The 24,030-nt window shown below is 57.1% G+C and carries 20 protein-coding genes; 8 read left to right on the top strand and 12 right to left on the bottom strand.

The features are described 5' to 3' along the window. The 4 genes from ileS (at window position 1) to ispH (ending at window position 4,859) form a co-directional block, all read left to right on the top strand. The gene (ileS, locus tag ALTER154_RS05360) at window positions 1-2,832 is read left to right on the top strand and encodes an isoleucine--tRNA ligase (RefSeq protein ID WP_160085554.1); all 2,832 of its coding nucleotides are present in this window, start codon (window positions 1-3) and stop codon (window positions 2,830-2,832) included. Beyond that, a complete protein-coding gene (lspA, locus tag ALTER154_RS05355; protein WP_160085553.1) occupies window positions 2,825-3,334 on the top strand; it encodes a signal peptidase II in 510 nt (169 codons plus the stop codon). Before ileS ends, lspA begins: the two co-directional genes overlap by 8 nt. Continuing rightward, complete coding sequence (locus tag ALTER154_RS05350) at window positions 3,331-3,768, top strand: peptidylprolyl isomerase (RefSeq protein ID WP_160085552.1); 438 nt, start codon at window positions 3,331-3,333, stop codon at window positions 3,766-3,768. The genes lspA and ALTER154_RS05350 overlap by 4 nt, the downstream gene beginning before the upstream one ends. Window positions 3,769-3,914: 146 nt before the next feature. Continuing rightward, window positions 3,915-4,859 (top strand): 4-hydroxy-3-methylbut-2-enyl diphosphate reductase, encoded by a 945-nt coding sequence (gene ispH / locus ALTER154_RS05345; protein WP_160085551.1) that lies wholly within the window; start codon window positions 3,915-3,917, stop codon window positions 4,857-4,859. Between the two features lie 57 nt (window positions 4,860-4,916). On the opposite strand, the gene ALTER154_RS05340 is transcribed toward ispH, so the two are convergent. The 8 genes from ALTER154_RS05340 to ALTER154_RS05305 form a co-directional block, all read right to left on the bottom strand. Continuing rightward, a complete protein-coding gene (locus ALTER154_RS05340; protein ID WP_160085550.1) occupies window positions 4,917-5,339 on the bottom strand; it encodes a type IV pilin protein in 423 nt (140 codons plus the stop codon). Continuing rightward, window positions 5,339-10,312: a pilus assembly protein gene (locus ALTER154_RS05335; RefSeq protein WP_160085549.1), complete on the bottom strand. Its 4,974-nt coding sequence runs from the start codon at window positions 10,310-10,312 to the stop codon at window positions 5,339-5,341. Before ALTER154_RS05335 ends, ALTER154_RS05340 begins: the two co-directional genes overlap by 1 nt. Window positions 10,313-10,327: 15 nt before the next feature. Then, on the bottom strand, window positions 10,328-10,660 hold the full coding sequence (locus ALTER154_RS05330) for a hypothetical protein (RefSeq protein WP_160085548.1): 333 nt from the start codon (window positions 10,658-10,660) through the stop codon (window positions 10,328-10,330). A 10-nt stretch (window positions 10,661-10,670) separates the two neighbouring features. Continuing rightward, a complete protein-coding gene (locus ALTER154_RS05325; protein ID WP_160085547.1) occupies window positions 10,671-11,192 on the bottom strand; it encodes a PilX N-terminal domain-containing pilus assembly protein in 522 nt (173 codons plus the stop codon). Between the two features lie 8 nt (window positions 11,193-11,200). Next, window positions 11,201-12,001 carry a PilW family protein gene (locus ALTER154_RS05320; protein ID WP_160085546.1) on the bottom strand — a complete coding sequence of 267 codons (801 nt, stop codon included), beginning with the start codon at window positions 11,999-12,001 and terminating at the stop codon, window positions 11,201-11,203. Further along, window positions 11,998-12,552: a type IV pilus modification protein PilV gene (gene pilV / locus ALTER154_RS05315; RefSeq protein WP_160085545.1), complete on the bottom strand. Its 555-nt coding sequence runs from the start codon at window positions 12,550-12,552 to the stop codon at window positions 11,998-12,000. The genes ALTER154_RS05320 and pilV overlap by 4 nt, the downstream gene beginning before the upstream one ends. Window positions 12,553-12,569: 17 nt before the next feature. After that, entirely contained in the window at window positions 12,570-13,088 is a 519-nt protein-coding gene (locus ALTER154_RS05310; RefSeq protein ID WP_160085544.1) for a GspH/FimT family pseudopilin, read from the bottom strand. Between the two features lie 98 nt (window positions 13,089-13,186). Continuing rightward, complete coding sequence (locus ALTER154_RS05305) at window positions 13,187-13,705, bottom strand: GspH/FimT family pseudopilin (protein WP_160090021.1); 519 nt, start codon at window positions 13,703-13,705, stop codon at window positions 13,187-13,189. A 111-nt stretch (window positions 13,706-13,816) separates the two neighbouring features. Here ALTER154_RS05305 and thiO point away from each other — a divergent pair, with 111 nt between their 5' ends. Beyond that, on the top strand, window positions 13,817-14,917 hold the full coding sequence (gene thiO / locus ALTER154_RS05300) for a glycine oxidase ThiO (RefSeq protein ID WP_160085543.1): 1,101 nt from the start codon (window positions 13,817-13,819) through the stop codon (window positions 14,915-14,917). A 55-nt stretch (window positions 14,918-14,972) separates the two neighbouring features. Here the strand turns inward: thiO and ALTER154_RS05295 are convergent, their stop codons facing one another. From ALTER154_RS05295 to ALTER154_RS05280, 4 genes are all read right to left on the bottom strand, one after another. Beyond that, window positions 14,973-16,310, bottom strand: a complete 1,338-nt coding sequence (locus ALTER154_RS05295; RefSeq protein WP_160085542.1) for a sigma-54 dependent transcriptional regulator — start codon at window positions 16,308-16,310, stop codon at window positions 14,973-14,975. 2 nt (window positions 16,311-16,312) lie between these two features. Further along, entirely contained in the window at window positions 16,313-17,902 is a 1,590-nt protein-coding gene (locus tag ALTER154_RS05290) for a PAS domain-containing sensor histidine kinase (RefSeq protein WP_160085541.1), read from the bottom strand. Then, window positions 17,892-18,131, bottom strand: a complete 240-nt coding sequence (locus ALTER154_RS05285) for a PP0621 family protein (RefSeq protein WP_090249352.1) — start codon at window positions 18,129-18,131, stop codon at window positions 17,892-17,894. The genes ALTER154_RS05290 and ALTER154_RS05285 overlap by 11 nt, the downstream gene beginning before the upstream one ends. Window positions 18,132-18,342: 211 nt before the next feature. Then, window positions 18,343-19,326 (bottom strand): outer membrane protein assembly factor BamD, encoded by a 984-nt coding sequence (locus ALTER154_RS05280; protein ID WP_160085540.1) that lies wholly within the window; start codon window positions 19,324-19,326, stop codon window positions 18,343-18,345. Window positions 19,327-19,474: 148 nt separating this feature from the next. On the opposite strand from ALTER154_RS05280, the gene rluD reads away from it, so the two are divergent. From rluD to clpB, 3 genes are all read left to right on the top strand, one after another. After that, window positions 19,475-20,449, top strand: a complete 975-nt coding sequence (gene rluD, locus ALTER154_RS05275; protein WP_160085539.1) for a 23S rRNA pseudouridine(1911/1915/1917) synthase RluD — start codon at window positions 19,475-19,477, stop codon at window positions 20,447-20,449. A 47-nt stretch (window positions 20,450-20,496) separates the two neighbouring features. Next, window positions 20,497-21,222 carry a peptidoglycan editing factor PgeF gene (pgeF, locus tag ALTER154_RS05270; protein ID WP_160085538.1) on the top strand — a complete coding sequence of 242 codons (726 nt, stop codon included), beginning with the start codon at window positions 20,497-20,499 and terminating at the stop codon, window positions 21,220-21,222. 165 nt (window positions 21,223-21,387) lie between these two features. Then, the gene (gene clpB / locus ALTER154_RS05265) at window positions 21,388-23,952 is read left to right on the top strand and encodes an ATP-dependent chaperone ClpB (protein ID WP_160085537.1); all 2,565 of its coding nucleotides are present in this window, start codon (window positions 21,388-21,390) and stop codon (window positions 23,950-23,952) included. The last annotated feature ends 78 nt before the right edge of the window (window positions 23,953-24,030 follow it).

Genomic DNA, 24,030 nt, shown 5'->3' with positions numbered 1-24,030 from the left:
ATGACCGACTACAAAGCCACGCTGAATCTGCCTGATACCCAATTCCCGATGAAAGCCGGTCTGCCGCAGCGCGAGCCGCAGATTCTGCAGCGCTGGAACGAGATTGGCCTGTATCAGAAGCTGCGCGCGCAAGGCGAAGGCCGGCCGAAGTTCGTCCTGCACGACGGCCCACCCTATGCCAACGGCAGCATCCACATCGGTCATGCGGTCAACAAGATCCTCAAGGACATCATCATCCGTTCCAAGACCCTGGCCGGCTTCGACGCCCCTTATGTGCCGGGCTGGGACTGTCACGGCCTGCCGATCGAGCACAAGGTGGAAACCACCTTCGGCAAGAATCAGCCGTCCGACTTGACCCGCGAGCGCTGCCGCACCTACGCCGCCGAGCAGATCGAAGGGCAGAAAGCCGACTTCGTTCGCCTCGGTGTGCTGGGCGACTGGGACAACCCGTACAAGACCATGGACTTTGCCAACGAAGCCGGCGAGATCCGCGCGCTGGCCGAGATGGTCAAACAGGGTTTTGTGTTCAAGGGTCTGAAACCGGTCAACTGGTGTTTCGACTGCGGTTCCGCGCTGGCAGAGGCTGAGGTCGAGTATCAGGACAAGAAGTCCGACGCCATCGACGTGGCCTTCGTGGTTGAGGATGCTGACAAACTGGCCGCATCCTTTGGCCTGGCCAGCTTGCCGAAACCGGCTTCCATCGTGATCTGGACTACCACTCCATGGACTATCCCGGCTAACCAGGCACTTAACGTCCACCCTGAATTTACCTATGCGCTGGTCGATACCGGCGAGCGTCTGCTGCTGCTGGCCGAAGAGCTGGTAGAGGGCTGTCTGGCCCGTTATGGCCTGCATGGCGAAGTCATCGCCACCGCGCCAGGCGCGGCGCTGGAGCTGATCCGCTTCCGTCATCCGTTCTATGAGCGCTTTGCCCCGGTCTATCTGGCCGACTACGTTGAGTTGGGCGCCGGTACTGGCGTGGTGCACTCGGCGCCTGCCTATGGTGAGGACGACTTCCGTTCCTGCAAAGGCTACGGCATGAGCAACGACGATATCCTCAGCCCGGTGCAGAGCAACGGCGTGTATGTCAGCGATCTGCCGTTCTTTGGCGGCCAGTTTATCTGGAAGGCCAACCCGGCCATCGTCGCCAAGCTGGACGAAGTCGGCGCGCTGCTCAAGCACGAAGTCATCCAGCACAGCTACATGCATTGCTGGCGCCACAAGACCCCGCTGATCTACCGCGCCACGGCGCAGTGGTTCGTCGGTATGGACAAGCAGCCTAATGAAGGCGGCACCCTGCGCGAGCGCGCGCTGGCAGCCATCGAGCAAACCCAGTTTGTCCCTGCGTGGGGGCAGGCTCGCCTACACAGCATGATTGCTGGGCGTCCGGACTGGTGCATCTCGCGTCAGCGCAACTGGGGTGTGCCAATTCCGTTCTTCCTGCACAAGGCTACGGGTGAACTGCATCCGCGCACTGCCGAGTTGATGGAGGACGTGGCCAAGTGCGTTGAGCAGGAAGGCATTGAGGCCTGGTTCAAGCTGGACGCCGCCGAGCTGCTCGGCGATGAGGCCGCTGACTACGACAAGATCAGCGACACCTTGGACGTCTGGTTCGACTCCGGTACTACTCACTGGCACGTGCTGCGCGGTTCGCACAACCTGGGCCATGCCAGTGGCCCGCGTGCCGACCTGTACCTGGAAGGCTCCGACCAGCACCGCGGCTGGTTCCACTCCTCGTTGTTGACGGGCGCGGCCATCGACGGCCACGCGCCGTACAAAGAGCTGCTGACCCACGGTTTTGTGGTCGACGAGAACGGTCGCAAGATGTCCAAGTCGCTGGGCAACGTAGTCGCTCCGCAGGAAGTGAATGACAGCCTGGGCGCCGACATCCTGCGTCTGTGGGTGTCGTCCACCGACTATTCGGGCGAGATGGCGGTGTCCAAGGTCATCCTGCAGCGCAGCGCCGATTCCTACCGGCGTATCCGCAACACCGCGCGCTTCCTGCTCTCCAACCTCAGCGGCTTCGACCCGGCGCAGCACCTGCTGCCTGCGGAAGACATGCTGGCGCTGGATCGTTGGGCCGTAGATCGCGCCCTGTTGCTGCAGCGAGAAATCGAAGAAGCCTACGACAGCTATCGCTTCTGGAACGTTTACCAGAAAGTGCACAACTTCTGCGTGCAGGAGCTGGGCGGTTTCTACCTCGATATTATCAAGGACCGTCAGTACACCACCGCCGCCGACAGCGTGGCGCGTCGCTCCTGCCAGACCGCGCTGTTCCACATCGCCGAAGCCCTGGTGCGCTGGATCGCTCCGGTGTTGTCTTTCACCGCCGATGAGCTGTGGGAATACCTGCCCGGTGCGCGTAACGAGTCGGTAATGCTCAATGGCTGGTATCAGGGCCTGAACGAGCTGCCGGAAGGCTTCGAGCTGGATCGTGCGTTCTGGGAGCGCGTGATGGCGGTCAAGGTCGCGGTAAACAAGGAGATGGAAAACCTGCGTGCAGCCAAGGCCATCGGCGGCAACCTGCAGGCGGAAGTCACCCTGTATGCCGAAGACAGCCTGATTGCTGATCTGAACAAACTGGGCAACGAGCTGCGCTTTGTGCTGATCACTTCCACCGCCAGCCTGGCGCCGCTCGCCAGCGCGCCGAGTGATGCTGTGGAAACCGAAGTCGCGGGGCTCAAGCTCAAAGTGCTGAAGTCCGGGCATGCCAAGTGCGCCCGTTGCTGGCATCACCGCGAGGACGTTGGGGTGAACCCAGCGCATCCGGAAATTTGCGGTCGCTGCGTGGACAACATCGAAGGCGCAGGTGAGGTTCGTCACTATGCGTGATAACGCTAGTCGTTTCGGGCGTTTGGCCTGGTTGTGGCTGAGTCTGTTGGTGTTTGTAGTCGATCAAGCGAGCAAGTTCTGGTTCGACAACAACCTGAGCATGTACCAGCAGATCGTGATCATCCCCGATTACTTTAGCTGGACCCTGGCTTACAACACCGGTGCGGCATTCAGCTTCCTGGCCGATGCCGCAGGCTGGCAGCGCTGGTTCTTTGCCGCGATTGCCGTGGTGGTGAGCGGAGTCCTGGTGGTCTGGCTCAAGCGCCTCAAGCCTGGCGAAACCTGGCTTGCGGTGGCGTTGGCGTTAGTTCTGGGTGGTGCACTGGGTAACCTGGTCGATCGCGTGGTGTTTGGCCATGTGGTCGACTTCATCCTGCTGCACTGGCATCAGCAGTGGTACTTCCCAGCCTTCAACGTGGCTGATATGGCGATTACCGGCGGTGCCATTCTGCTGGCATTGGATATGTTCAAAAGCGAAAAGTCCGGAGAAACAGGCAAATGACTGACGTGCGTATCGGCCCGGATAAGCAGGTGACCCTGCATTTCGCCCTCAAGCTGGACAACGGCGATGTGGTGGACAGCACCTTTGATAAAAATCCCGCCACCTTCAAGGTTGGCGACGGCAACCTGCTGCCAGGCTTTGAGCAGGCCATCTATGGCTTGAAAGCGGGCGACAAACGCAGCCTGCCGATCAGTCCGGAGCAGGGCTTCGGTCAGGGTAATCCGCAGAATATCCAGGTTATGCCGCGCAGCCAGTTTCAGGATATGGAGCTGTCGGAAGGCCTACTGGTGATCTTCAACGACGCGGCCAATGCCGAGTTGCCAGGCGTGGTTAAAGCGTTTGATGACGCCAAGGTGACAATCGACTTCAACCACCCGTTGGCCGGCAAAGCGCTGAGCTTCGATGTTGAAATTATTGAGGTCAAAGCGCTCTAAGGTTTAGCTCGCTCCTGTGGGAGCGGCTTTCGTCTTGCGTGTTCCCGCGTGATCCTCGCGATCACGGCGGCTTACACAGATTGCTTTCCCAGTGCGTGCGGCCGCGCCGTACACTAGCCCGCAAGGTCTACCGTCGAGATACCGCCATGCATATCAAACTCGCCAATCCCCGTGGCTTCTGTGCCGGCGTCGACCGCGCCATTGAAATCGTCAACCGCGCCCTGGAAGTCTTCGGTCCACCGATCTATGTGCGCCATGAAGTGGTGCATAACAAGTTTGTGGTTGAAGACCTGCGTTCGCGCGGCGCAATCTTCGTCGAAGAGCTGGATCAGATTCCTGACGATGTCATCGTAATCTTCAGCGCCCATGGCGTCTCCCAGGCTGTGCGCAACGAGGCCGAGCGCCGTGGTCTGAAAATCTTCGATGCCACCTGCCCGCTGGTGACCAAGGTGCATATGGAAGTGGTGCGCTACAGCCGCGAGGGGCGCGAATGCATCCTCATCGGCCACGAAGGCCACCCGGAAGTCGAAGGCACCATGGGTCAATACGACGCCAGCAACGGCGGCACGATTTATCTGGTCGAGGATGAAAACGACGTAGCTGAACTGCAGGTACGTAATCCTGAAGCGTTGGCTTTCGTCACTCAGACCACCCTGTCGATGGACGACACCAGCAAAGTCATCGACGCTCTGCGCAGCAAATTCCCCGCCATCGGCGGCCCGCGCAAGGATGACATCTGCTACGCCACCCAAAACCGCCAAGACGCCGTCAAACAGCTCGCAGCTGAATGCGACGTGCTGCTGGTGGTCGGTAGTCCCAACAGCTCCAACTCCAACCGTTTACGCGAACTCGCTGAGCGCATGGGCACGCCTGCCTACCTGATTGATGGGGCAGAAGATCTCAAGCAGGAGTGGTTTGCAGGTATGACGGGCATTGGCATTACTGCGGGTGCATCTGCACCAGAGGTGCTGGTGCAGGGTGTTATCCAGCAATTGAGCGAATGGGGCGCAACAGGGGCGCAAGAGCTGCAGGGACGGCCTGAGAATGTGACGTTTTCGATGCCGAAGGAGTTGCGGGTCAGGCAGGTGTGAGCGGAAGTGAAAAAGAAAAGGGTCGGCATTGCCGACCCTTTTTATTGCTTGAGTGTTTTACCAGCAGCGTTCCACGTTAGTGGCACCTTTGGTTCCACGGCTATCCAATGTCAGGTTGCCGCATTCGTTATCCTGTAGCTGAGCGCCGACACGAGCAGCCGTCAGGACTACGCAGCGAGCAATGGTGCTACCCCCGCATGCTAATGCGGTGATGTTGTATCGACGCTCGTCGGACGCAACTGCTGCATCGGCAGCAACACCATAGCCCAATCCCCCTGCTCCCAAATTGGTCGTATAGGTCTGGTTCTGTGAATAGAAGCGTTCTTGGGCTTGGAGTATTTCCATTAGTTTGGCCTGACCGTCAGCCCGGCCAGAACGTAATACATAGTTCTGGTAACTCGGGTAAGCGATGGCGGCAAGGATGCCGACTATCGCCACCACAATCATCAGTTCTATGAGGCTGAAACCTTGTTGCTTCATCAATTCTCTCTCCAGTAGGTCGCCTTGACTGCATCGCCAGCTCGACAAATTTCGGCGCCATCCACGCAATCATTACGAAGGATTTCGGTACCAATGAGTACGGTAGGTTTGCCCTCGGAAAGAATTACTGATGGGGTTGGCGGAATACCCGAACGTTTCAAGTCAAAGCTGCGCACCGGGTTCTTGGTGCCGTCGGGGGCCGTTTCGGTATACAAGGCGCTGGCATCAATCAGGTTCAGGGCATAGGCGCGTCCGCGGCCTACGTCTGAGCCACAAGTAGAAACGGCCTGTCCGCGAGGGCTGAAGGTACTGAAGAGCACAGCGCCGCGGAAGGAGATCGAGGTGGAAAGCACCTTCTCACCCTTCGGCAATTTCAAGTAGAAACCTTTGCTGGCGGCCAGCAAGTTACTGTTGGGTGTGTAGCTATTGCCTGGGGTCAGTTTGGCGTACTCCTTGTCGATTTCTCCGCGCAAGTACGGCAGGCCGTTGACAGTACTTGCTGCATTGGCCAAGGCCTGATCAATCAGGAATTGGTAGGCATCGAAGAAGGTCGGTGTTTCCGGTGCGGTTTGCACTTGCAGTGCAGTGAGTTGTGCTGCGGAAAGCAGTGCGCTTGCAGGGTTGTAGGCCTGTGCTGCTAGCACATCCGCTTCGGCCTGCAAGGCATTACCAGATGCAATCAGCGCTGCCTGCTCAGACAGCAAGATTTCGATCTGATCCACAATGGTCTGGCTGTTGGTTGCAGCAGCCCTCAGTGTGGCTGCTTTGGCAGCTTCTGTACGAGCCAGTAGGTCCGCATAGTTATAGGGGAAGCCGACCGGAAGATCACCGATGTCAGCATCTGCGGCCAGGGCGGTCAGTGCTGAGTTGGTTGCTGTAATGATATCGGCAGTTGCTCCCGGCATATCCAGGGCGCTTTGGACGACTGCAAGCAAGTTGTCCAGTTTGCTTGGCGACCCGGCATTAAGGTTTACCCGTGTGTCGATAAAAGCAAGATCTGCATAGTCTGTTCTCAAGACTTCAAGTTCGGCTTGCAGATTGGCGACTTCATCAGTGCGCGCAGGATCTGCCTTAGCAGCAAGGACTTCTGCTTCCTTGGTTTTGATGAATGCGAATGAGTCATCCAAGGAGCGCTGCAGTTCAGTCAGTCGTGCATATTCATAGGCCATTTTGTCTTTGGTGAGCACAAGAGCGGCAAGGTTATTGTCATTGAGCACTGCGTCCGCATAAGCCTGATTTGCGGCTGCAAGTGCGGCTTGGGCTGCATCTCGTGCGGCCAGTTTGGTGGCTGCATCCAGGGCTGAAGCGTCTGCGGCAGCCTGGGCGGTAGTTGCAGTGTTACGTAGGTTTGTGGCAGCTGTTGCCTTGTCTGTTGCGTCAGTGGTTGCGGCAGTCAAATTGTTTGCTGCTGTTGTTGCAGCCGTTGCTGTTGTGGTGACCAGATTATCAGCGGCAGTTTTGGCTGACGCGGCGTCGTTTGCTGCGGTTGTTGCAGCATCAAAGTTTGCCTTAGCTGTGGTGTCTGCAGAGGTAGCATTGGCAAGCGCAGTAACAGCAGTGCTTTCTGCATTCTCAGCCGCGAGCAGGGCTGCTTGAGCATCAGCCAGGTCTTGTTGGGCTGCCAAGTCGGCAGCAGCATCGTAGGGGTCTGCAGCTGCAGCCGCAGCTGCAGCTGCTGCTGCGTCAGTTACATCAATCTGCTTTGCAGCAACTTCAGCTTGTGCGTCAGCAAGTGCTGTTCCAGCAGCGGTTAAAGCAGCAGCAGAAGCAGCTTTATCAGCGTTGGCAGTTGCCAAAGCAGTGTTTGCGGCTGTTAGGGCTGCTGCTGCAGCAGTTTGGGCTGTCAGCGCATCCGCAGAGGCTTGGTCTGCCTGATCTTTGATCAGCTGTGCATCCGCTTGCGCTTGAGCGGCTGTAGCCGCAATGCCTTCAGCCGCCACAGCAGCCGCTTCCGCGTTTGCTGCAGTAATTGCATCAGCATCCGCTATAGGTTGAGCGGCCGTGTAGGCATTGGCTGCTGCGGTATTGGCTGCGTCAGCAGCGATGCGTGCACTATCCAAGGCTGCAGCATCTGCAGAGTCAGCCAGTGCCAGGGTATCCAGATAGAGTTGCTGCAACTTGCCCAGTGCCGCCTGAGCTTTTTCCAGACTGCTCTGCAATTTGCTCTGCTGCTGGAGGTTCTCGTTGTTATCAGCAATATAAGGGTCGTCAGTAAGGATTTCGTCGATCTGCTTTTGCCGCTCGTTGGCATCGCTCAATGCCTGAGAGGCAGCATTTTGCTTGGCGGTGTGGCCAATGCCTGCACGATAGTCGACGAAGTTCTGTCTGGCACCATCAACGGCATTGTTGAGGTTCAGCATCTGCGCTTCCAGAGCTGCAATGGCCTCCAGAATGGCTGTCGTGTCCCCCGCGCTCAGGTCGAAGCCGGTGACGTTAGTCAGGTCAGATTCGGTGATGGTGGTATAGCTGCTTGGTTTTTTGAATACGTTGCTGTCACGCAGCACATAGAAGCGATCGTTGGTGTCGGTGTTGAGGGGGCTCTCGCGGAAGCCAGATCCGATGGATATGGTGAAGTAGGTTTTGCCGCCTCGTTCACGAATCAGCGCTACGTCAGGCGAGCTGAAGAAGCGGCGGTTGTCTGCCGCAATGCTGCCACCCAGCTGGGCAACACGGCCACCAGTCGCAAATGCTGGGCCGATACCGGTATTGGCATTATTGATGTCAAAGCGGAACACCTGACCGCGTAAGTCGGATGCATAGATGATGTCAGCTAGGCCATCACCATTGATATCGACGATTGTTGGGTCAGCCGGCATGCTATTGGTCATGCTGGTGATCTGCAGGTTAGCTCCTGTATCGCTGTTGCTACCGGCGCGCCAGAGCAGTTTGCCTGTTTCAGCATCGGCAATGAACAACGCGTTGCCGACACCGTCAGCCTTCGGCGCATTGGTGCCGATCGTGTCGTGATCCCTATCGTAACCGCCAGTGAAAATCAGCACCTTGGTCTGCACGTTGTTGATTTTCACATCTGCTAGCTTGGGTGCAGAGAAGGTTAAGCCAAGCTTTTCATATCCCGGTGTCGGCGACGCAGCATAGGCGCCTTTGATCATCCATTTGAAGGCAGGCGCATTAATATTGCTCACGTCCAGTGCGTAGTAATTGCTACCGCCACGGCGCATGCCTGCATAAAGAATGGCTTTTTCCAATACGCGGCGTTTGGCGGCTACATCACCATTAGCCGCATTAGCGTCACGGTATTTGGTCCAAAGATTTATCTGGCCGTCCATGCCGTACTTCTTGCTGCTGGAACCTTTTGCATCTGTTAGATAGGCGCCAGGGTTGGGTAGAAGCTCTTTTGGAATAAAGGCAAATTTCTCATTACCGGTCTTAGGGTCGATGGCATGAATAAAGCCTTCGTTCGATCCGAAGAACATATACAGCTGTTCTGGAGATGTCAGTGGTGCATTGGTTACACGTGCAAGATCTTCGTCGGTAACGTAGGCAACCAGCTTGGGTTCGTTGTGCAGTACGTCAGCAATTGCAAGGCGGTTTGTACCGTCGGTATTTTTACCCCGCGCCCAGTTGATAAACCGGTCTTTTTGCGTGGTATTGCTGGCACCCAGCATTGAATTGGTGAGTGAGCCGTTCGAGGTTGTTAGTCTATAAGTAGCTGCGTTGAGACTTACGGAGCCGGTGACGCCGGTTGTGGCTGTCGCGGTTCTGTCGGCACCTGTCCAGGTAAAGATATTCCGTGTGTCAGGGTCGAGCAGGCGCCCTGCTACACCACCTTTGGCCACATCGCTGCCATCCGGCGCGGCAGACCAGAAGCTGGATGCACTGTTGCTGAAGAAGCCGGTGCTGTCATCTATGGCAGCATTGTTGTTTTGATCAACGATCAATGGGTTTCCGTCAGTGTCCTTGCCCAGTTTGTAGCGCTTGACGTTACCCGGCCAGTTAGCCCCTTCTGATGGGCGGAACAGGGCATAGTAAAGATCGTTTCGGAAGCCAAGGTTGTTGAAGGCGCTTACAGCCACGCTTGGTGCCGCGAAGGACGTATTTTCAGCGGTGATATCGACAATGATCGCCTTAAGGGCTTCGGTAAGGCCAGATACGTTGTCTGATGTGTAGTAACTACCACCGCCGGCCGCAGCAGCGTTTTGCAGCAGTGGAAGATTGACTGCGAAGCCAACAAAGTGAGACGTTACCGATTGGCTGCGGTTAGTCGGGTCACTAAAAGGTGTTGGTGCAGGAAATAGGTCCTGATTAGCCATGAACTCAGCGAGGTGAGGTAGGCATTGGCCGTTACTGTTACCGCAGCTAGATGCTGGATAGAGCGTGTTCTTATTTGTAACTAGTGCTTTTACTGCTGAGTTAGAGCCTTGGTCGACGGTGGGCTCACCATCTGTGACATAAATGATGTGCGACTTTTGGCAGCTGTGCTCAATTGGGGATATATATTTATCGCCGTTTCTTGATGATGAAACGCTTTTGTCCCCCCATACGCGATTCTGACCGGTCATATAGAGGTAAGATTCGTAGTAAGTTTCTAGCATTGGCGTATTGCCACTTGCAGGGATGTCGTCAACCACATCCTGCATTGAACTAGCGTTGGCTGTCGTTAATCGCTTTACTGGACTCAATACATAGCCGCCATCATTTCCATCAAATCGCATAAAGCCAACGTTCACATCTTCCTTGGCTTTTAGATCATTGATCAGGTCGTTCACAACTCCCTGCATTACAGCGTTACGGGTTCTATTTTTCTTGCTAGGCGGTATTGCGCTGTTTGCGACAGTGCTTCCCATGGAGCCCGACGAGTCAAGAACAAATAGAATATTCGGACGTACCTGTTGATCAGCAGGCACATCGCGAGGTACATAAATTTCAGTATCATCAGCCAGAGCGGTATTGAAAGCCATAGCTCCATAGATAAAGGCGCTGACGCATATGGCGACTGGTCTTAGTTTAAACATAGTCTTTCTCCAGTCTTAGTACATAGAAAACTTGAGGATATGATTCGGTGCTTGGTCGGTAACCGTAATGGCTCCAACCCAGTCGACCTTGAGTTTTAGCTCGCTGATCGGGCGCATTTGGCCATCGATTTCAAGTTGGGCATTGGAGTCGATAGTCATGTTGGTAGCTGGGCAGTCCTGGCATGGATATGCAGTGACCCGACCGAGACCTTGATCGTTTGGGCTCCAAGTTACGATCAATCGCTCCATTTCAATAATGTGAATCAACGGCTCGGAATCAGGCTGCTGGGCAAAGCTGTTGAAACTGAGCAGTATGCCCAAGAAGGCGAAGCAAATACGTGCGGTCATGGTTATATGCTCACTTAGTGTTCTGGAAGGTCAGGCCCTGGGCTTGCCAGGAGTAGGTGCCGCTTGCGAGCTCTGCTCGAGCTTCCATATGAAAATCAACACAAACAAATCGTTCGACGCTGGAGCCGTCTTCGCAGGGTTTTTCCCAGACGTAACGCACAGAGTTTGAAGCGATAACTGTGCCGGTTAACGGGGCGATGGCTTCGGCGGGGCCGGCGGTTGCAGGCAGTGCAGCATTTTGTATGGCGGCTATTTCTGCAGCATCTTTAGAGTTGTTCTTATTTGCCATCGCATTGACTAGCGGTTGACGAAATATGGGTGCAGTATTAAAGGCAAGTTGCTGTGCACGCAGTTCATTTTGAGCTTGTTGGAAGACTTGATTACGGAACTGACTATTGCTAGCCATACGCTCTTCAAAAGTGGAGAAGCGCATTGCGGTAACACCAGCAATGGTCAGTACCAGCAAGAAGACCAGAGCCACGATTAGCGTGGCACCTCTTTGTGCGTGAGAGTGTGCGAGTTGGATGTGCATGGTTCGCCTCAAAAGGTGTTCTTGAGCTGGATAGTGGTGCTGAATATTTGCCGTGCCCGGTTATCGGCAAAGCTGATTGGGGCGGCATCCAGCAATACAAAGTTACGCTGCGCCGGAGCCGGAGTTAACGGCTCGACCGAATTGGCTAAAACAGCAATACGGACAGCGCGCACATTGTTCCAGTTAGTGACACGATCGGCCGAGACATATTGGTTGGCGCTGCGGGAGTCACCGCTGGTGTTAATCCCATAGAGAGCTTGAAGGCTGTCTACCCCTGAAATGAGTTCTTGTGCGTCAGGGCCTGAAATCCATGCAAGTGTTTTAAGGTTATAGCTTCGGCAGGACAGAGCTCCTGCCGATATTAAGTATTGACTAATTATGAGTGTGTCGTCGGCTACGGCTGTTCCTTGGCAGTCGCGACGTAATCCATCTGTAATGGGTGGTTGATAGACGAAAGCAGCAGTACTCGTTCCAGGGGTGTGTTTAGGGTCATCACAGATGTCTTCTTTTACATCTGGGGCAAAACCGCTGCAATCTTCAGGAAGGAGTGTGAGAGGCTTATCGCCCTCAAAAACTGGGTCGGTATAGCCTGCCAAACGTGCGCTGCGTGCAACAAACTCTAAGGCGAATCGCCCGTTTTCCTGAAGTCGACCCATTGCCTCGTTGGCGGCGTAGGTTTGCCGGCTAGAGAGGAATACCTGAATAACGCCTGTCATCAGTAAAAGACCCAACGCCATGGCAACCATTAATTCAATTAACGAAAGGCCAAGTTGGGTGCGACGTGTAATGGTGAGGTTTCTGATGTTCATCGGCGCACCTCAAAGGCAGGAATACCGGGGGCGAAGGTGTTTTTGCCTGCACCAGCACGGCCCAGCCAGAAACCCTGCAGCGTAATGGTGTTACCTGCGGCAACAATACCCAAGGTGATGTTGTTGTCAGGCGGAGTAATGAAGTCGCGACTCGTAAAGCGCCCGTTGATGGTGTTCGAAGCCAGGCCTGCATAGCTGCACTGTGATTCCCAGCGGTCGAATGCGGCCATTTGTGCGGCAGTGCAGTTTTGTGCAGTCACCTTGGCTGACGTTGCGGGGTCATAGTAGTCCGCGCAGCGGGAAACTGGCGGGTTAGCGCAGTTTGGTGCCGCTGCGTATTGGGCGGCGGTACCGGCCGGGTTGGCGCGAATGCGCTCGGCGATGTCTTGCAGGACCCAGGTTGACTGCGAGCGTTGGGCGCTGTCGCTAGAACCTTGCAGTGCGTTAAGTTGGAGTGCTGCTAGGCCGAGCATGCCAACGGTAAATATCAGCAGAGTGATCAATACTTCGATCAGAGAGCTGCCGCGTTGCTGTGAGCTATTAATGTGCATGAACAGTCTCATCCTTTTTAAGAACATGCTGTGTCACGAGGGACTTTGCGAATACTGGAGCGCCCTTGGCGATTGATGTCGATGCAGCGGGCGTCTGCCGGGTCCGCTTTTAGCTTGTTAGACGTGATTTTGAATGGTGTGCTTCCACATAGGGAGCACGTGCCATCACGTTGAAACACCAGCTTATTAGTGGCTTGGAGAAAGTTGCTGCTAACAGTTACGCCAGTTTTAGGCTCGAAGATGCGTAGGCGGTTATTACTTGAGCAGTCAGGCATGCTGTTGGCTGGGCCGACACACCAGCCCTCAGCCCAGCCAGTAGCGGCATTAGTAACCGGTATAACGGCGATTTCACTATTCTGCTTGACGGCCTCAGAGCGGGCGAAGGCCAATGCGAGCATCAGCTCACTGGCTTGGCCGCTGACGCGCTGGCGTACAGCAAAATCTCCCATGGCAGGCACAGCGAGCCCTAGAATGATGCCCAGAATGGCAACAGTGATCATCAGTTCTATGAGGGTAAATCCTTTACTTCGCAGCATGGGCGTTCTCGAAGGGAAACTTTCACTCTCATCTTGGCTTCTGCGGTTCGTCCATTCAATACAGGGTGGATGGCTGGCGGCATTTGCTGCTTGAGTGGTCAGTGTGGGCAGGTGCTATTTAAGCTTTCGCTTTTCAGGCGTCCTTGTTTGTTTAGGGTTATGCGCCGTGTCTCGTCGATATTGGTATGGCACAGAGTAAATGTGCCGTTACTAACAAAGGTCATGCCATTGCCGCTGAAATGCAGCGAGTGTGTTGGGTTCATGCCGCGCCAGGTTAGGGTTGTGTGGCTAGGCAGCTTAATGCTGGCGATGATTTCCTCGCCTGGATCTAGCGTGCGATTACCGTTGTTGTCGATAAAGGTTGTGAGGGTCCCGGACCAGGGTAGCTGGCACCGGCCATGATCCTGAAGTGGGCAGAGTGTTACTCTGCTGGTGTTAGTCATGGCCTGCCAACGTGCCATAGAGATGAGTGTGGCAAGTTCGCTGTGTGCCGCTTGAAGGCGTTGTTTTGCTACTACTTGGCCCAGTGGCCCCATGCTCCAAGCGAGTACAGAGACAATTGCTGTACTGATTAGTAATTCGTGCAGGGTAAAGCCCTTAATAGTTTTGGTGTTCATCCTGAACCCTCTATAGCTCCGTGTAATTGAGTTTGCGCATGTACAGGCATTACGCCTGTAGTCAATTCAGTGTTGCTGTGTAAGTTTTCCTTCCGGCGGGGTGTCAGTGTTATGCGGGTCTTGTCAGTGGGCGGTGGTGTAGTGGGTATGCTTGGTGCCTATTTACTCGCTCGGCAAAATGTAGATGTCGTTTTGCTTGATCGATTTCAGGTGGGCGAGGAGTCGTCCTGGGCCGGCGGTGGGATCGTTTCACCTCTCTATCCTTGGCGTTACAACCCTGCAGTAACGGCGTTGGCACATTGGTCACAGGATTTTTATCCGCTGTTGGGTCAGCAGCTGTTGGCGCAGACGCAGATTGATCCGGAGGTGTATGTCACCGGGTTGTATTGGCTTGATCTTGATGACGAAGCTGAGGCGCTTGCCTGGGCTTGGCGTGAGGGGCGGCCGCTGCGGTCTGTGGATGTTGCTGCGGTCGAGCGGGCGGTGCCGGCCTTGGCTGAGGGCTTTGGGCGGGCGGTGCGGATGGCGGATGTGGCGAATGTGCGTAACCCGCGGTTGGTCAAAGCGCTGCGGGCAGCATTGCAGCAGATGCCGAATGTCACCATGCATGAGCATTGTGCGGTGAGTGGGTTTATTCGCGAGGGTGGGCGTATCACAGGTGTGCACACCGCACAGGGTGATATGTATGCCGATCAGGTGGTGCTGACTGCCGGTGCATGGAGTGGCGAGCTGATGGCGACCCTTGGCATCGAGTTACCGGTGGTGCCGGTCAAAGGTCAGATGATTCTGTACAAGTGCCGCGAAGACTTTCTACCGGCCATAGTGCTGGCGAAGGGGCGTTATGCAATCCCGCGTCGTGATGGGCACGTTCTGATTGGTAGCACGCTTGAGCATGCGGGCTTCGATAAAACGCCAACTGATGAGGCGCTGGCCAGCTTGAAAGCCTCTGCTATCGAGCTGTTGCCGGCGCTGGCGGAGGCTGAGGTGGTGGGGCATTGGGCAGGGCTGCGGCCTGGTTCGCCAGAGGGCATTCCGTTTATTGGGCCCGTGCCGGGGCATGAAGGGCTGTGGCTGAACTGCGGGCACTACCGCAATGGGCTGGTGCTGGCGCCGGCGTCGTGCCAGTTGCTGGCTGACCTGATGCTGGGGCGTGAGCCTATTGTTGATCCCGCGCCTTATGCGCCTACTGGGCGCTTGGGTTCGACTTGTTGAGTGTTTCACTGCGAGGGGCTTGCGGCTAAAGCCCCTCCCGTAATGAATGCTTGCGTTAGTCGATGCCGAGCTTTTTTAGCCGATAGCGCATCGAGCGAAAACTCAGGCCCAGGCGCTGAGCAGCGGCGGTGCGGTTCCAGCGGGTTTCTTCCAGAGCTTGCATGATCAGTTTGCGCTCGATGGCTTCCAGGTAGTCTTCCAGATTATCGATCTGTGCGAGGTTGGCTTCGCCGTTCTCACTGATCGGCATGCTGTCGGCCAGGCGCAGGTCGCTGGTGGTGATGCGATCGTCTTCGCACAGGGTGTAGGCGCGTTCGAGCATGTTCTCCAGTTCGCGCACGTTGCCCGGAAAGCGGTAGCTTTTGAGTTTCTCCAGTGCGTCGTCATCCAGCTTGGCTGGGCTGAGGCCTGTGCCCTCGGCCAGGCGCTTGAGCATGATGCTTGCTAGCAGGGCAATGTCTTCGCGGCGTTCGCGTAGTGCGGGTACGCGCAGCTCGATCACGTTAAGGCGGTAATACAGGTCCTGGCGGAAGCGTCCAGCCGCGACCTCGCCGGCCAGGTCCTTGTGGGTGGCGCAGAGGATGCGTACGTCGACGATCAGCTCCTGCTGGCCGCCCACGGCGCGTACGGCTTTCTCCTGAATTGCACGTAGCAATTTAACTTGCATTGGCAGTGGCAGGTCGGCGACCTCGTCGAGGAACAGGGTGCCGCCGTTGGCTGCTTGAAACAGGCCTTGTTTGTCTTCGATGGCGCCCGTAAAACTGCCTTTTTTATGACCGAAAAACTCGCTTTCCATCAGCTCGGTGGGGATGGCGCCGCAGTTGACTGGGATAAAGGGCTGATCACCACGTGAGCCTTGCTCGTGGATCAGGCGGGCGACCAGCTCCTTGCCGCTGCCAGATTCGCCGCTGATGTACACCGGTGCCTGGCTACGTGCGAGCTTAAGGATCTGTTTGCGCATCGCCTTCATCGGCGGTGAGTCGCCGAGCAGGCGGCTGTCCACCGGCAGCTCTTCGCCATCGGCGCTACGCAGACGCAGTGCGGCTGCGACCAGTTCACGTAGGCGGCCGAGGTCCACCGGCTTGGTCAGAAAGTCGAATGCGCCAGCCTTCAAAGCATTGATCGCGGTGTCCAGGCTGCCATAAGCGGTGATCATCGCCACGGGCACTTGCGGGTGGCGCAGCAGAATATGTTGCACCAGCTCAAGGCCTGTACCATCAGGTAGGCGCATATCGGTCAGGCACAGGTCGAAGGGCTCTTTCGCTAGCCATTCGCGGGCTTCCTTGACGTTGCGCGCGCTTCGGGTGTCGAGCTTCATGCGCCCCAGGGTGATTTCCAGAAGTTCGCGAATATCCGGTTCGTCATCGACGATCAAGGCTCTCTGGCGGGTCATGGTCAGCTCAGTTTGCGCGGGTGTGCGAAGGTGATGCGTAGGCAGCTGCCGCCACCGTCACGCAGTTTATAGTCGAGGCGTGCCTGGTTGCTTTCGCACAGTTCGCGGGAAATATACAGGCCCAGGCCGGTACCCTTGTTTTCTGTGGTGTAGAACGGTTCGAACAAGTGGTGCAGTTGCTCTTCGGCAACGCCAGGGCCGTCGTCCAGCACTTCAAGTACCGGTAGCTCGCTTTCCGGGTCGCGGAACAGCTTTAGCCAGACTTGGCCCTGCTTGTTCTTTTGTGCGCTGTAGCGCAGGCCATTCTCCACCAGATTGCTCAGCACCTGTGTGAGCTGGTGCGGGTCCATTCGGGTTTGAATGCTGCCGCTGCTGGTTTCCAGGTGCAGTGTCTGCCCGGCAGCCGCACTGCTGCGGAATTCACTGGCGAAACGGTGTAACCAATACTTCAGATCGAGCAGTTGTGGTTCGGCCTGGCGCCGTCGCGACAGTTGCAGGACGTTCTCGATCACCAGGTTCATTCGTCGCGAGTGATCCTGGATGATCTGCGCCAGGCGCAGGTCCGGACCTTCCAGCTCTTCGGATTCCTGCAGCAGTTGTGCTGCGTGGCTGATTGCGCCCAGGGGGTTGCGAATCTCATGGGCGATACCCGCTGTGAGGCGGCCCAGCGAAGCAAGTTTGAGCTGCTGCGCCTGCTGAGCGATCTGGGAGATGTCGTCGAGAAAAATCAGGGTGTGTTTATGCTCGCCGCGCTGCAGAGCAATAAAGCTAGGTTGCAGCACTCGGCCATCGGGGGCAGCTTGTAAGCTGGCGGGGCGCAGGCTGGGGTTGTGCGACCATTGCTGCATGCGTTTGATCAGCTCGGGACAGTGCGGGTCGAGAATTTTGCCATTCAGGTCCGCGTGCCCTAGCAGGTGGTTGGCGCCTTGGTTGGCCAGCAGCACGCGGTGCAGTTCGTCGAGCACCAGAATGCCAGTACGCATCCGTTGCAGGATCAGGGCGTTCAGCGCCTCCAGGTTAGCGACATCCGCTGCACGTTGCTCGGCCAGGCTTTCGCTGACTTGCAGTCGGCGTGTAAGACCCTGCACAAACAATGCAGCAGCGAAGCACAGCGCGCCAAGTGCGCCAGCCTGCACGTACTGTGCGGCAGCAGCCGGTCGGCTGAGGCTGAGATAGAAGGTCAGGTAGATCATGCCCGTTGCGGCGACTGCGGCAATCAGCAGGCCTATACGTCCGCGCAACAGGATGTTGGCGATCGCGACGGCGACAATCAGCAGGTTGCCGATGCCGCTGGGGGTGCCGCCGGCGGCATAGAACAACCCCGAAAGCAGAATCACATCGACCAGTGCGAGGCTGAATACTTGCGCCAGGCGCTTGGGGCGTCGAACGGTGGCGATGATCAGGACGTTGAGGGCGAGGTAAACCCAGCTGCCATTACGGAAGAGTGCCGGGTGCATCATGTCCAGCAGTTGAGCGTCGAGGTCGCTGGAGATCAGCAGCGCCAGGGTAATGCCGATTACCAGGCGGTAGAGGTGATAGAGCCGCAGGATTCGCCAGCTTTGCTCCCCGCTCAGGGGGAAATCAGCGCTCACCGGATTGCGGGCCTTGTTCTAGGTGCGTTTGGCTGCAAAACCACTGTTCATCTTTAGCCAGTGCATGACTGCGGGGTACATGAGTGCCGCAGTGTGCACAGCGAACCATTGGGGCTGCACCAGTGTTGCGGTCTTCGGGGCGTGCAGTTGGCGTGCGAGTAAAGCGCCGCCACAGCCAAAAAGCGGCCGCAATGATGGCAATCCAGAACAATAAGCGGAACAGGCCCATGGTGCTCTCTTTCTGTCGGTAGGCGGGCAGTTTAGCTAAGCCGTTTGCGTGCGCCCAGTCTTGAAGCTGTGCGCTGAGCGCCGTTTCTTGCGTCGATTGGCGAAGCATGCGGTGTTGTTTTGTGTACGGCAGGCCTGCCTCGTACTCCCTGCCGTCGCCCCAATAAAAAAGGGAGGCATCGGGCCTCCCATTTTTCATTACCTATTTTGGCTTAGTCGAACAGGCCAAAGGTCAAGTAGCTGAACCAGGAACGGCTCGGTTTTTCTTCGCTGGTGCCGGCCTTGAGGTCATCCGGGATTTGCTCTTCGGCATCTTCATACTGGCGAATCACATCCTGGCTGGCGCGGGTTTCACCCGGTGGCAGCGGGGTGTCAGTTTCAATCAAGCCCAAGGTCGCCTTTGCCAGCCAGGAGCGACTGTCGGCTTCTTCTTCGCGCGGGACAAACTGGCCGTCGACTAGGCTTGGGTGGTCCGGATAGTTGAGCTTGAGAGTTTCCAGGCTGGTAGCCGCCAGGTCATCCAGGGTCAGGCGCTGGTAGGCCTCGGTCATTACCGCCAGGCCGTCGCCGACAGCTGGGGTTTCCTGGAAGTTTTCCACCACATAGCGGCCACGGTTGGCTGCTGCCACATAGGCGTTACGCGTCAGGTAGTAGTGCGCCACGTGAATCTCATAGGCGGCCAGCAGATTGCGCAGGTAGATCATGCGCTGCTTGGCGTCTGGTGCGTAGCGGCTAGTCGGGAAGCGGCTGGTGAGCTGGGCGAACTCATTGTAAGAGTCGCGGGCGGCGCCCGGGTCGCGCTTGGTCATGTCCAGCGGAACGAAGCGGGCAATCAGGCCGCGGTCCTGGTCAAACGAAGCCAGGCCTTTGAGGTAGTAGGCGTAATCCACGTTAGCGTGCTGCGGGTGCAGGCGGATAAAACGGTCCGCTGCGGACTTGGCCGCTTCAGGCTCAACGTTCTTGTAGTAGGCGTAGATCAGTTCTAGCTGCGCTTGCTCGGCATAACGGCCGAACGGGTAGCGCGACTCCAGTGCCTTGAGCTTGGCGACGGCGCTGGTGTAGCTACTATTATCCAGGTCGGCCTGTGCCTGCTGGTAGAGTTCGGTCTCGCTCAGGTTTTCGTCGACCACCTCTTTCGATGAGCAGGCGGCAGTGAGGGCGAGGATTGCGATCAGCAGCAGGTGTTTCACTTGCATGGCGGCTTGCGTCCCTGTGACGGCGGCTGTCTTGAGCAAAGCCGTCCTGTTATGATGAGCGCCCCCGGTATCCCTGGGGCAAAGACGCCGTATTTAACCACAAGCGTGTAGCCGAAACCAAAAGCTATGCCCCCCTCTGTTGCTGAGCATGTCCTCTATTAATAAGCAGATCATTGAACTGAACGCCGAGGTGCCCTATGAAATGGGCGGTCAACGCCTCGATCAAGTCGCCGCACTCCTGTTCGCCGAGCACTCGCGTTCGCGTCTGTCTGCCTGGATCAAAGAGGGTCTGCTGACCGTCGATGGTGAGGTGTTGCGCCCGCGCGACATCGTCCATGGCGGTGCACTGCTGGCGTTGAACGCCGAGCAGGAAGCCCAGGGCGAATGGATCGCTCAGGACATCGCGCTAAACATCGTCTACGAAGACGAACAGATTCTGGTGATCGACAAACCGGCCGGTCTGGTTGTACATCCGGCTGCCGGGCATGCTGATGGCACCCTGCTTAACGCTTTACTGCACCACGTGCCGGATATTATCAACGTGCCGCGTGCCGGCATCGTGCACCGTCTGGATAAAGACACCACTGGCCTTATGGTGGTGGCCAAAACCATCGAGGCGCAGACCCGTTTGGTCGATCAGTTGCAGAAGCGCTCGGTCAGCCGTATCTACGAGTGCATCGTGATTGGCGTGATCACCTCCGGCGGCAAGATCAACGCGCCGATTGGCCGCAGCTCCTCGCAGCGCCAGCGCATGGCGGTGAGTGATGGTGGCAAACCGGCGGTCAGCCATTACCGGGTGCTGGAGCGTTATCGGTCGCACACCCATGCGCGAGTCAAGCTGGAAACTGGCCGTACACACCAGATTCGCGTGCACATGAGCCATATCGGTTATCCGTTGGTAGGCGATCCAGTCTACGGTGGGCGCTTCCGCATACCTCCTGCCGCCAATCCGAGCATGGTGCAAACTCTCAAGGAGTTCCCGCGTCAGGCCTTGCATGCGCGTTTCCTGGAGTTGGATCATCCGATCACCGGTGAGCGCATGAAATGGCAATCGCCACTGCCGGATGACTTTGTCTGGTTGCTGACGCTGCTGCGTCAGGACCGTGAAGCGTTTATCGGCTGAGCACGGTCTGACTAACGCGAGTGGCGAATAGGGAGCAGGGTGACAGGATGCACGATTGGCTAACACCACAATGGCCCGCGCCAGCAAGAGTCAAAACCAGCGTCACGACCCGCAGTGGTGGTGTCAGTGTTGCGCCGTTCGATAGCTGCAATCTGGGCGAGCATGTTGGCGACGAACCAAAGGCCGTGCTGAAAAACCGTCAGCGATTGGTCAGCCTGCTCGGCTGCAAGCCCGCCTGGTTGCAGCAAGTGCATGGTGTTGCAGTGGTTGAGGCCAACCCTGCTCTGGTACTTGAAGCCGACGCCAGCTGGACGAAAAAGCCAGGTATCGCCTGCACAGTAATGACCGCGGACTGCCTGCCCGTGCTGTTCTGTGATCGAGCCGGTACTCGTGTTGCGGCAGCTCATGCTGGCTGGCGCGGTCTGGCTGCCGGGGTGCTTGAAGCCACCCTGGATCAATTGGCAGTGCCGGCAGATCAGGTGCTGGTCTGGTTGGGGCCAGCGATTGGTCCGCAGGCCTTCGAAGTAGGCGGTGAGGTGCGTGAAGCCTTTGTTGCTCAGCATGCGCAAGCCGCGTCAGCATTCCAGCCCAGCGTCAATGTGGGCAAATTTATGGCTGATATCTACCAGCTGGCGCGTATTCGTCTGGCCGCCTGTGGCGTTGACGCGGTGTACGGCGGTGATTTCTGCACCTTCAACGATCCACGTTTCTTCTCCTATCGCCGTTCTGCGCAAACCGGGCGCTTTGCCAGCCTGATCTGGTTGGTTAACTGATCCTCGCGTGCCGCAGCTGCGGCACTGTTGCGGCAAATGACCCAGGTCAACGCAGCTCGGCTTGAAACCCGCACAATCGTCCTCATCTACTCTTCATCTCGCAGGCTTTCTGTTTGGGTGCGATTCAGTGCGCCGGCCTGCCATCACCACGAGGGTTGATTGTTTATGCGTATTGATCGTTTAACCAGCAAGTTGCAACTCGCGCTCTCCGATGCGCAGTCACTGGCCGTTGGTCTGGACCATGCGGCCATTGAGCCGCTGCACCTGATGCAGGCATTACTCGAACAGCAGGGCGGCTCGATCAAACCGCTGCTGATGCAGGTCGGTTTTGATGTCAACAGCCTGCGCCTGGCTTTGGGCAAGGAGCTGGATCAGCTGGGCAAAATCCAGAATCCATCCGGCGACGTCAATCTGTCGCAGGACCTGGCGCGTCTGCTCAATCAGGCTGATCGCTTGTCGCAGCAGAAGGGCGACCAATTTATCTCCAGCGAGCTGGTGCTGCTGGCTGCGATGGATGAGAACACCAAGCTGGGCAAGCTGTTGCTTGGTCAGGGCGTTAGCCGTAAGGCACTGGAAAATGCCGTGACCAACCTGCGCGGCGGCGATGCGGTAAATGACCCGAACGTCGAGGAAAATCGCCAGGCTCTGGATAAATACACCGTCGACCTGACCAAGCGTGCCGAAGAAGGCAAGCTCGACCCGGTAATCGGCCGTGACGACGAGATTCGCCGCACCATTCAGGTATTGCAGCGCCGCACCAAGAACAACCCGGTGCTGATCGGCGAACCGGGCGTCGGTAAAACTGCGATTGCCGAAGGCCTGGCCCAGCGCATCGTCAATGGCGAGGTACCGGATGGCCTGAAGGATAAGCGCCTGCTGTCGCTGGATATGGGCGCGCTGATCGCGGGTGCCAAGTTTCGCGGCGAGTTCGAGGAGCGCCTGAAGGCGGTGCTCAATGAGCTGAGCAAGCAGGAAGGGCGGATCATCCTGTTTATCGATGAGTTGCACACCATGGTTGGCGCCGGCAAGGGCGAGGGCTCGATGGATGCTGGCAATATGCTCAAGCCATCGCTGGCGCGCGGTGAATTGCACTGCGTCGGCGCGACCACGCTCAACGAGTACCGCCAGTACATCGAGAAAGACGCAGCGCTAGAGCGGCGCTTTCAGAAAGTGCTGGTCGATGAGCCGAGCGAAGAAGACACAATCGCCATCCTGCGTGGTCTGAAAGAACGCTACGAGGTGCACCACAAGGTGGCCATCACTGACGGTGCGATCATTGCCGCGGCCAAGTTGTCGCATCGCTATATCACCGATCGTCAGCTGCCGGACAAGGCCATCGACCTGATCGACGAAGCGGCCAGCCGCATTCGTATGGAGATCGATTCCAAGCCTGAGGTGCTCGACCGCCTTGAGCGCCGTCTGATTCAGCTCAAGGTTGAAGCCCAGGCGTTGAAGAAAGAAGACGACGAAGCGGCGATCAAGCGCCTGGCCAAGCTTAACGAAGACATTGCGCGCCTGGAGCGCGAATACGCCGACCTGGAGGAAATCTGGAAGTCTGAGAAGGCTGAGGTGCAAGGCTCCGCGCAGATCCAGCAGAAGATCGAGCAGGCCCGTCAGGAGCTTGAGGCGGCGCGGCGCAAGGGTGACCTCAACCGCATGGCCGAGCTGCAGTACGGGATTATTCCCGACCTGGAGCGCAGCCTGCAGATGGTCGATCAGCACGGTAAAAGCGAGAACCAGTTGCTGCGTAGCAAGGTCACCGAGGAAGAAATCGCCGAAGTGGTGTCGAAGTGGACCGGTATTCCGGTAAGCAAGATGCTCGAAGGTGAGCGCGATAAGTTGCTGAAGATGGAAGGGCTGCTGCATCAGCGGGTGATCGGTCAGAACGAAGCCGTAGTCGCTGTGGCTAACGCCGTGCGGCGCTCCCGCGCCGGGTTGTCCGACCCGAATCGGCCAAGTGGTTCGTTCCTCTTCCTTGGTCCAACCGGGGTCGGTAAAACTGAACTGTGCAAGGCGTTGGCTGAGTTTCTGTTCGATACCGAAGAGGCATTGGTGCGTATCGACATGTCCGAGTTTATGGAGAAGCACTCCGTGGCGCGGCTGATCGGAGCACCACCGGGTTATGTCGGTTACGAAGAGGGCGGTTATTTAACCGAGGCGGTACGCCGTAAGCCTTATTCGGTGATCCTGCTGGATGAGGTGGAGAAGGCGCATCCAGACGTGTTCAACGTGCTGTTGCAGGTGCTTGAAGATGGTCGTCTGACTGACAGCCATGGCCGCACCGTGGATTTCAAGAACACCGTGATCGTGATGACATCCAACCTTGGCTCCTCGCAGATTCAGGAGCTGGTTGGTGATCGTGAGGCGCAGCGCGCAGCTGTGATGGATGCGGTGGGCACACACTTCCGTCCGGAATTTATCAACCGGATTGATGAGGTGGTGATCTTCGAGCCGCTGGCTCGCGACCAGATTGCTGGTATCGCACAAATCCAGCTGAGCCGTTTGCGTCAGCGACTGGCTGAGCGTGAGCTGAGCCTGGAGTTGTCCGATGAGGCCTTGGATAAGCTGATCGCCGTTGGTTACGACCCGGTCTATGGTGCTCGCCCGCTCAAGCGTGCTGTGCAGCGCTGGATCGAAAACCCCTTGGCCCAGCTGATTCTGGCCGGCAAGTTCGCCCCAGGCAGCAGTGTGACAGGTAAGGTTGAGGGCGATGAAATCGTCTTTGGTTAAACGCTGTCGGCCACAATAGGGCTGCAAAATAAAAAAACACCCCGGTTCAGTTGGCGCTGACCGGGGTGTTTTTATTGG

It is taken from the genome of Pseudomonas sp. 9AZ, from assembly GCF_902506525.1.
GTDB classification, from domain to species: domain Bacteria; phylum Pseudomonadota; class Gammaproteobacteria; order Pseudomonadales; family Pseudomonadaceae; genus Aquipseudomonas; species Aquipseudomonas peli.
The sequence above is the reverse complement of the archived record's forward strand: the minus strand, read 5'-3'. Positions and strand labels throughout refer to the sequence as shown.

Coding starts and splice junctions, on each gene's coding strand:
- ileS (WP_160085554.1), top strand. CDS start 1: ATGACCGACTACAAAGCCACGCTGAATCTGCCTGATACCCAATTCCCG.
- lspA (WP_160085553.1), top strand. CDS start 2,825: ATGCGTGATAACGCTAGTCGTTTCGGGCGTTTGGCCTGGTTGTGGCTG.
- ALTER154_RS05350 (WP_160085552.1), top strand. CDS start 3,331: ATGACTGACGTGCGTATCGGCCCGGATAAGCAGGTGACCCTGCATTTC.
- ispH (WP_160085551.1), top strand. CDS start 3,915: ATGCATATCAAACTCGCCAATCCCCGTGGCTTCTGTGCCGGCGTCGAC.
- ALTER154_RS05340 (WP_160085550.1), bottom strand. CDS start 5,339: ATGAAGCAACAAGGTTTCAGCCTCATAGAACTGATGATTGTGGTGGCG.
- ALTER154_RS05335 (WP_160085549.1), bottom strand. CDS start 10,312: ATGTTTAAACTAAGACCAGTCGCCATATGCGTCAGCGCCTTTATCTAT.
- ALTER154_RS05330 (WP_160085548.1), bottom strand. CDS start 10,660: ATGACCGCACGTATTTGCTTCGCCTTCTTGGGCATACTGCTCAGTTTC.
- ALTER154_RS05325 (WP_160085547.1), bottom strand. CDS start 11,192: ATGCACATCCAACTCGCACACTCTCACGCACAAAGAGGTGCCACGCTA.
- ALTER154_RS05320 (WP_160085546.1), bottom strand. CDS start 12,001: ATGAACATCAGAAACCTCACCATTACACGTCGCACCCAACTTGGCCTT.
- pilV (WP_160085545.1), bottom strand. CDS start 12,552: ATGCACATTAATAGCTCACAGCAACGCGGCAGCTCTCTGATCGAAGTA.
- ALTER154_RS05310 (WP_160085544.1), bottom strand. CDS start 13,088: ATGCTGCGAAGTAAAGGATTTACCCTCATAGAACTGATGATCACTGTT.
- ALTER154_RS05305 (WP_160090021.1), bottom strand. CDS start 13,705: ATGAACACCAAAACTATTAAGGGCTTTACCCTGCACGAATTACTAATC.
- thiO (WP_160085543.1), top strand. CDS start 13,817: ATGCGGGTCTTGTCAGTGGGCGGTGGTGTAGTGGGTATGCTTGGTGCC.
- ALTER154_RS05295 (WP_160085542.1), bottom strand. CDS start 16,310: ATGACCCGCCAGAGAGCCTTGATCGTCGATGACGAACCGGATATTCGC.
- ALTER154_RS05285 (WP_090249352.1), bottom strand. CDS start 18,131: ATGGGCCTGTTCCGCTTATTGTTCTGGATTGCCATCATTGCGGCCGCT.
- ALTER154_RS05280 (WP_160085540.1), bottom strand. CDS start 19,326: ATGCAAGTGAAACACCTGCTGCTGATCGCAATCCTCGCCCTCACTGCC.
- rluD (WP_160085539.1), top strand. CDS start 19,475: ATGTCCTCTATTAATAAGCAGATCATTGAACTGAACGCCGAGGTGCCC.
- pgeF (WP_160085538.1), top strand. CDS start 20,497: ATGCACGATTGGCTAACACCACAATGGCCCGCGCCAGCAAGAGTCAAA.
- clpB (WP_160085537.1), top strand. CDS start 21,388: ATGCGTATTGATCGTTTAACCAGCAAGTTGCAACTCGCGCTCTCCGAT.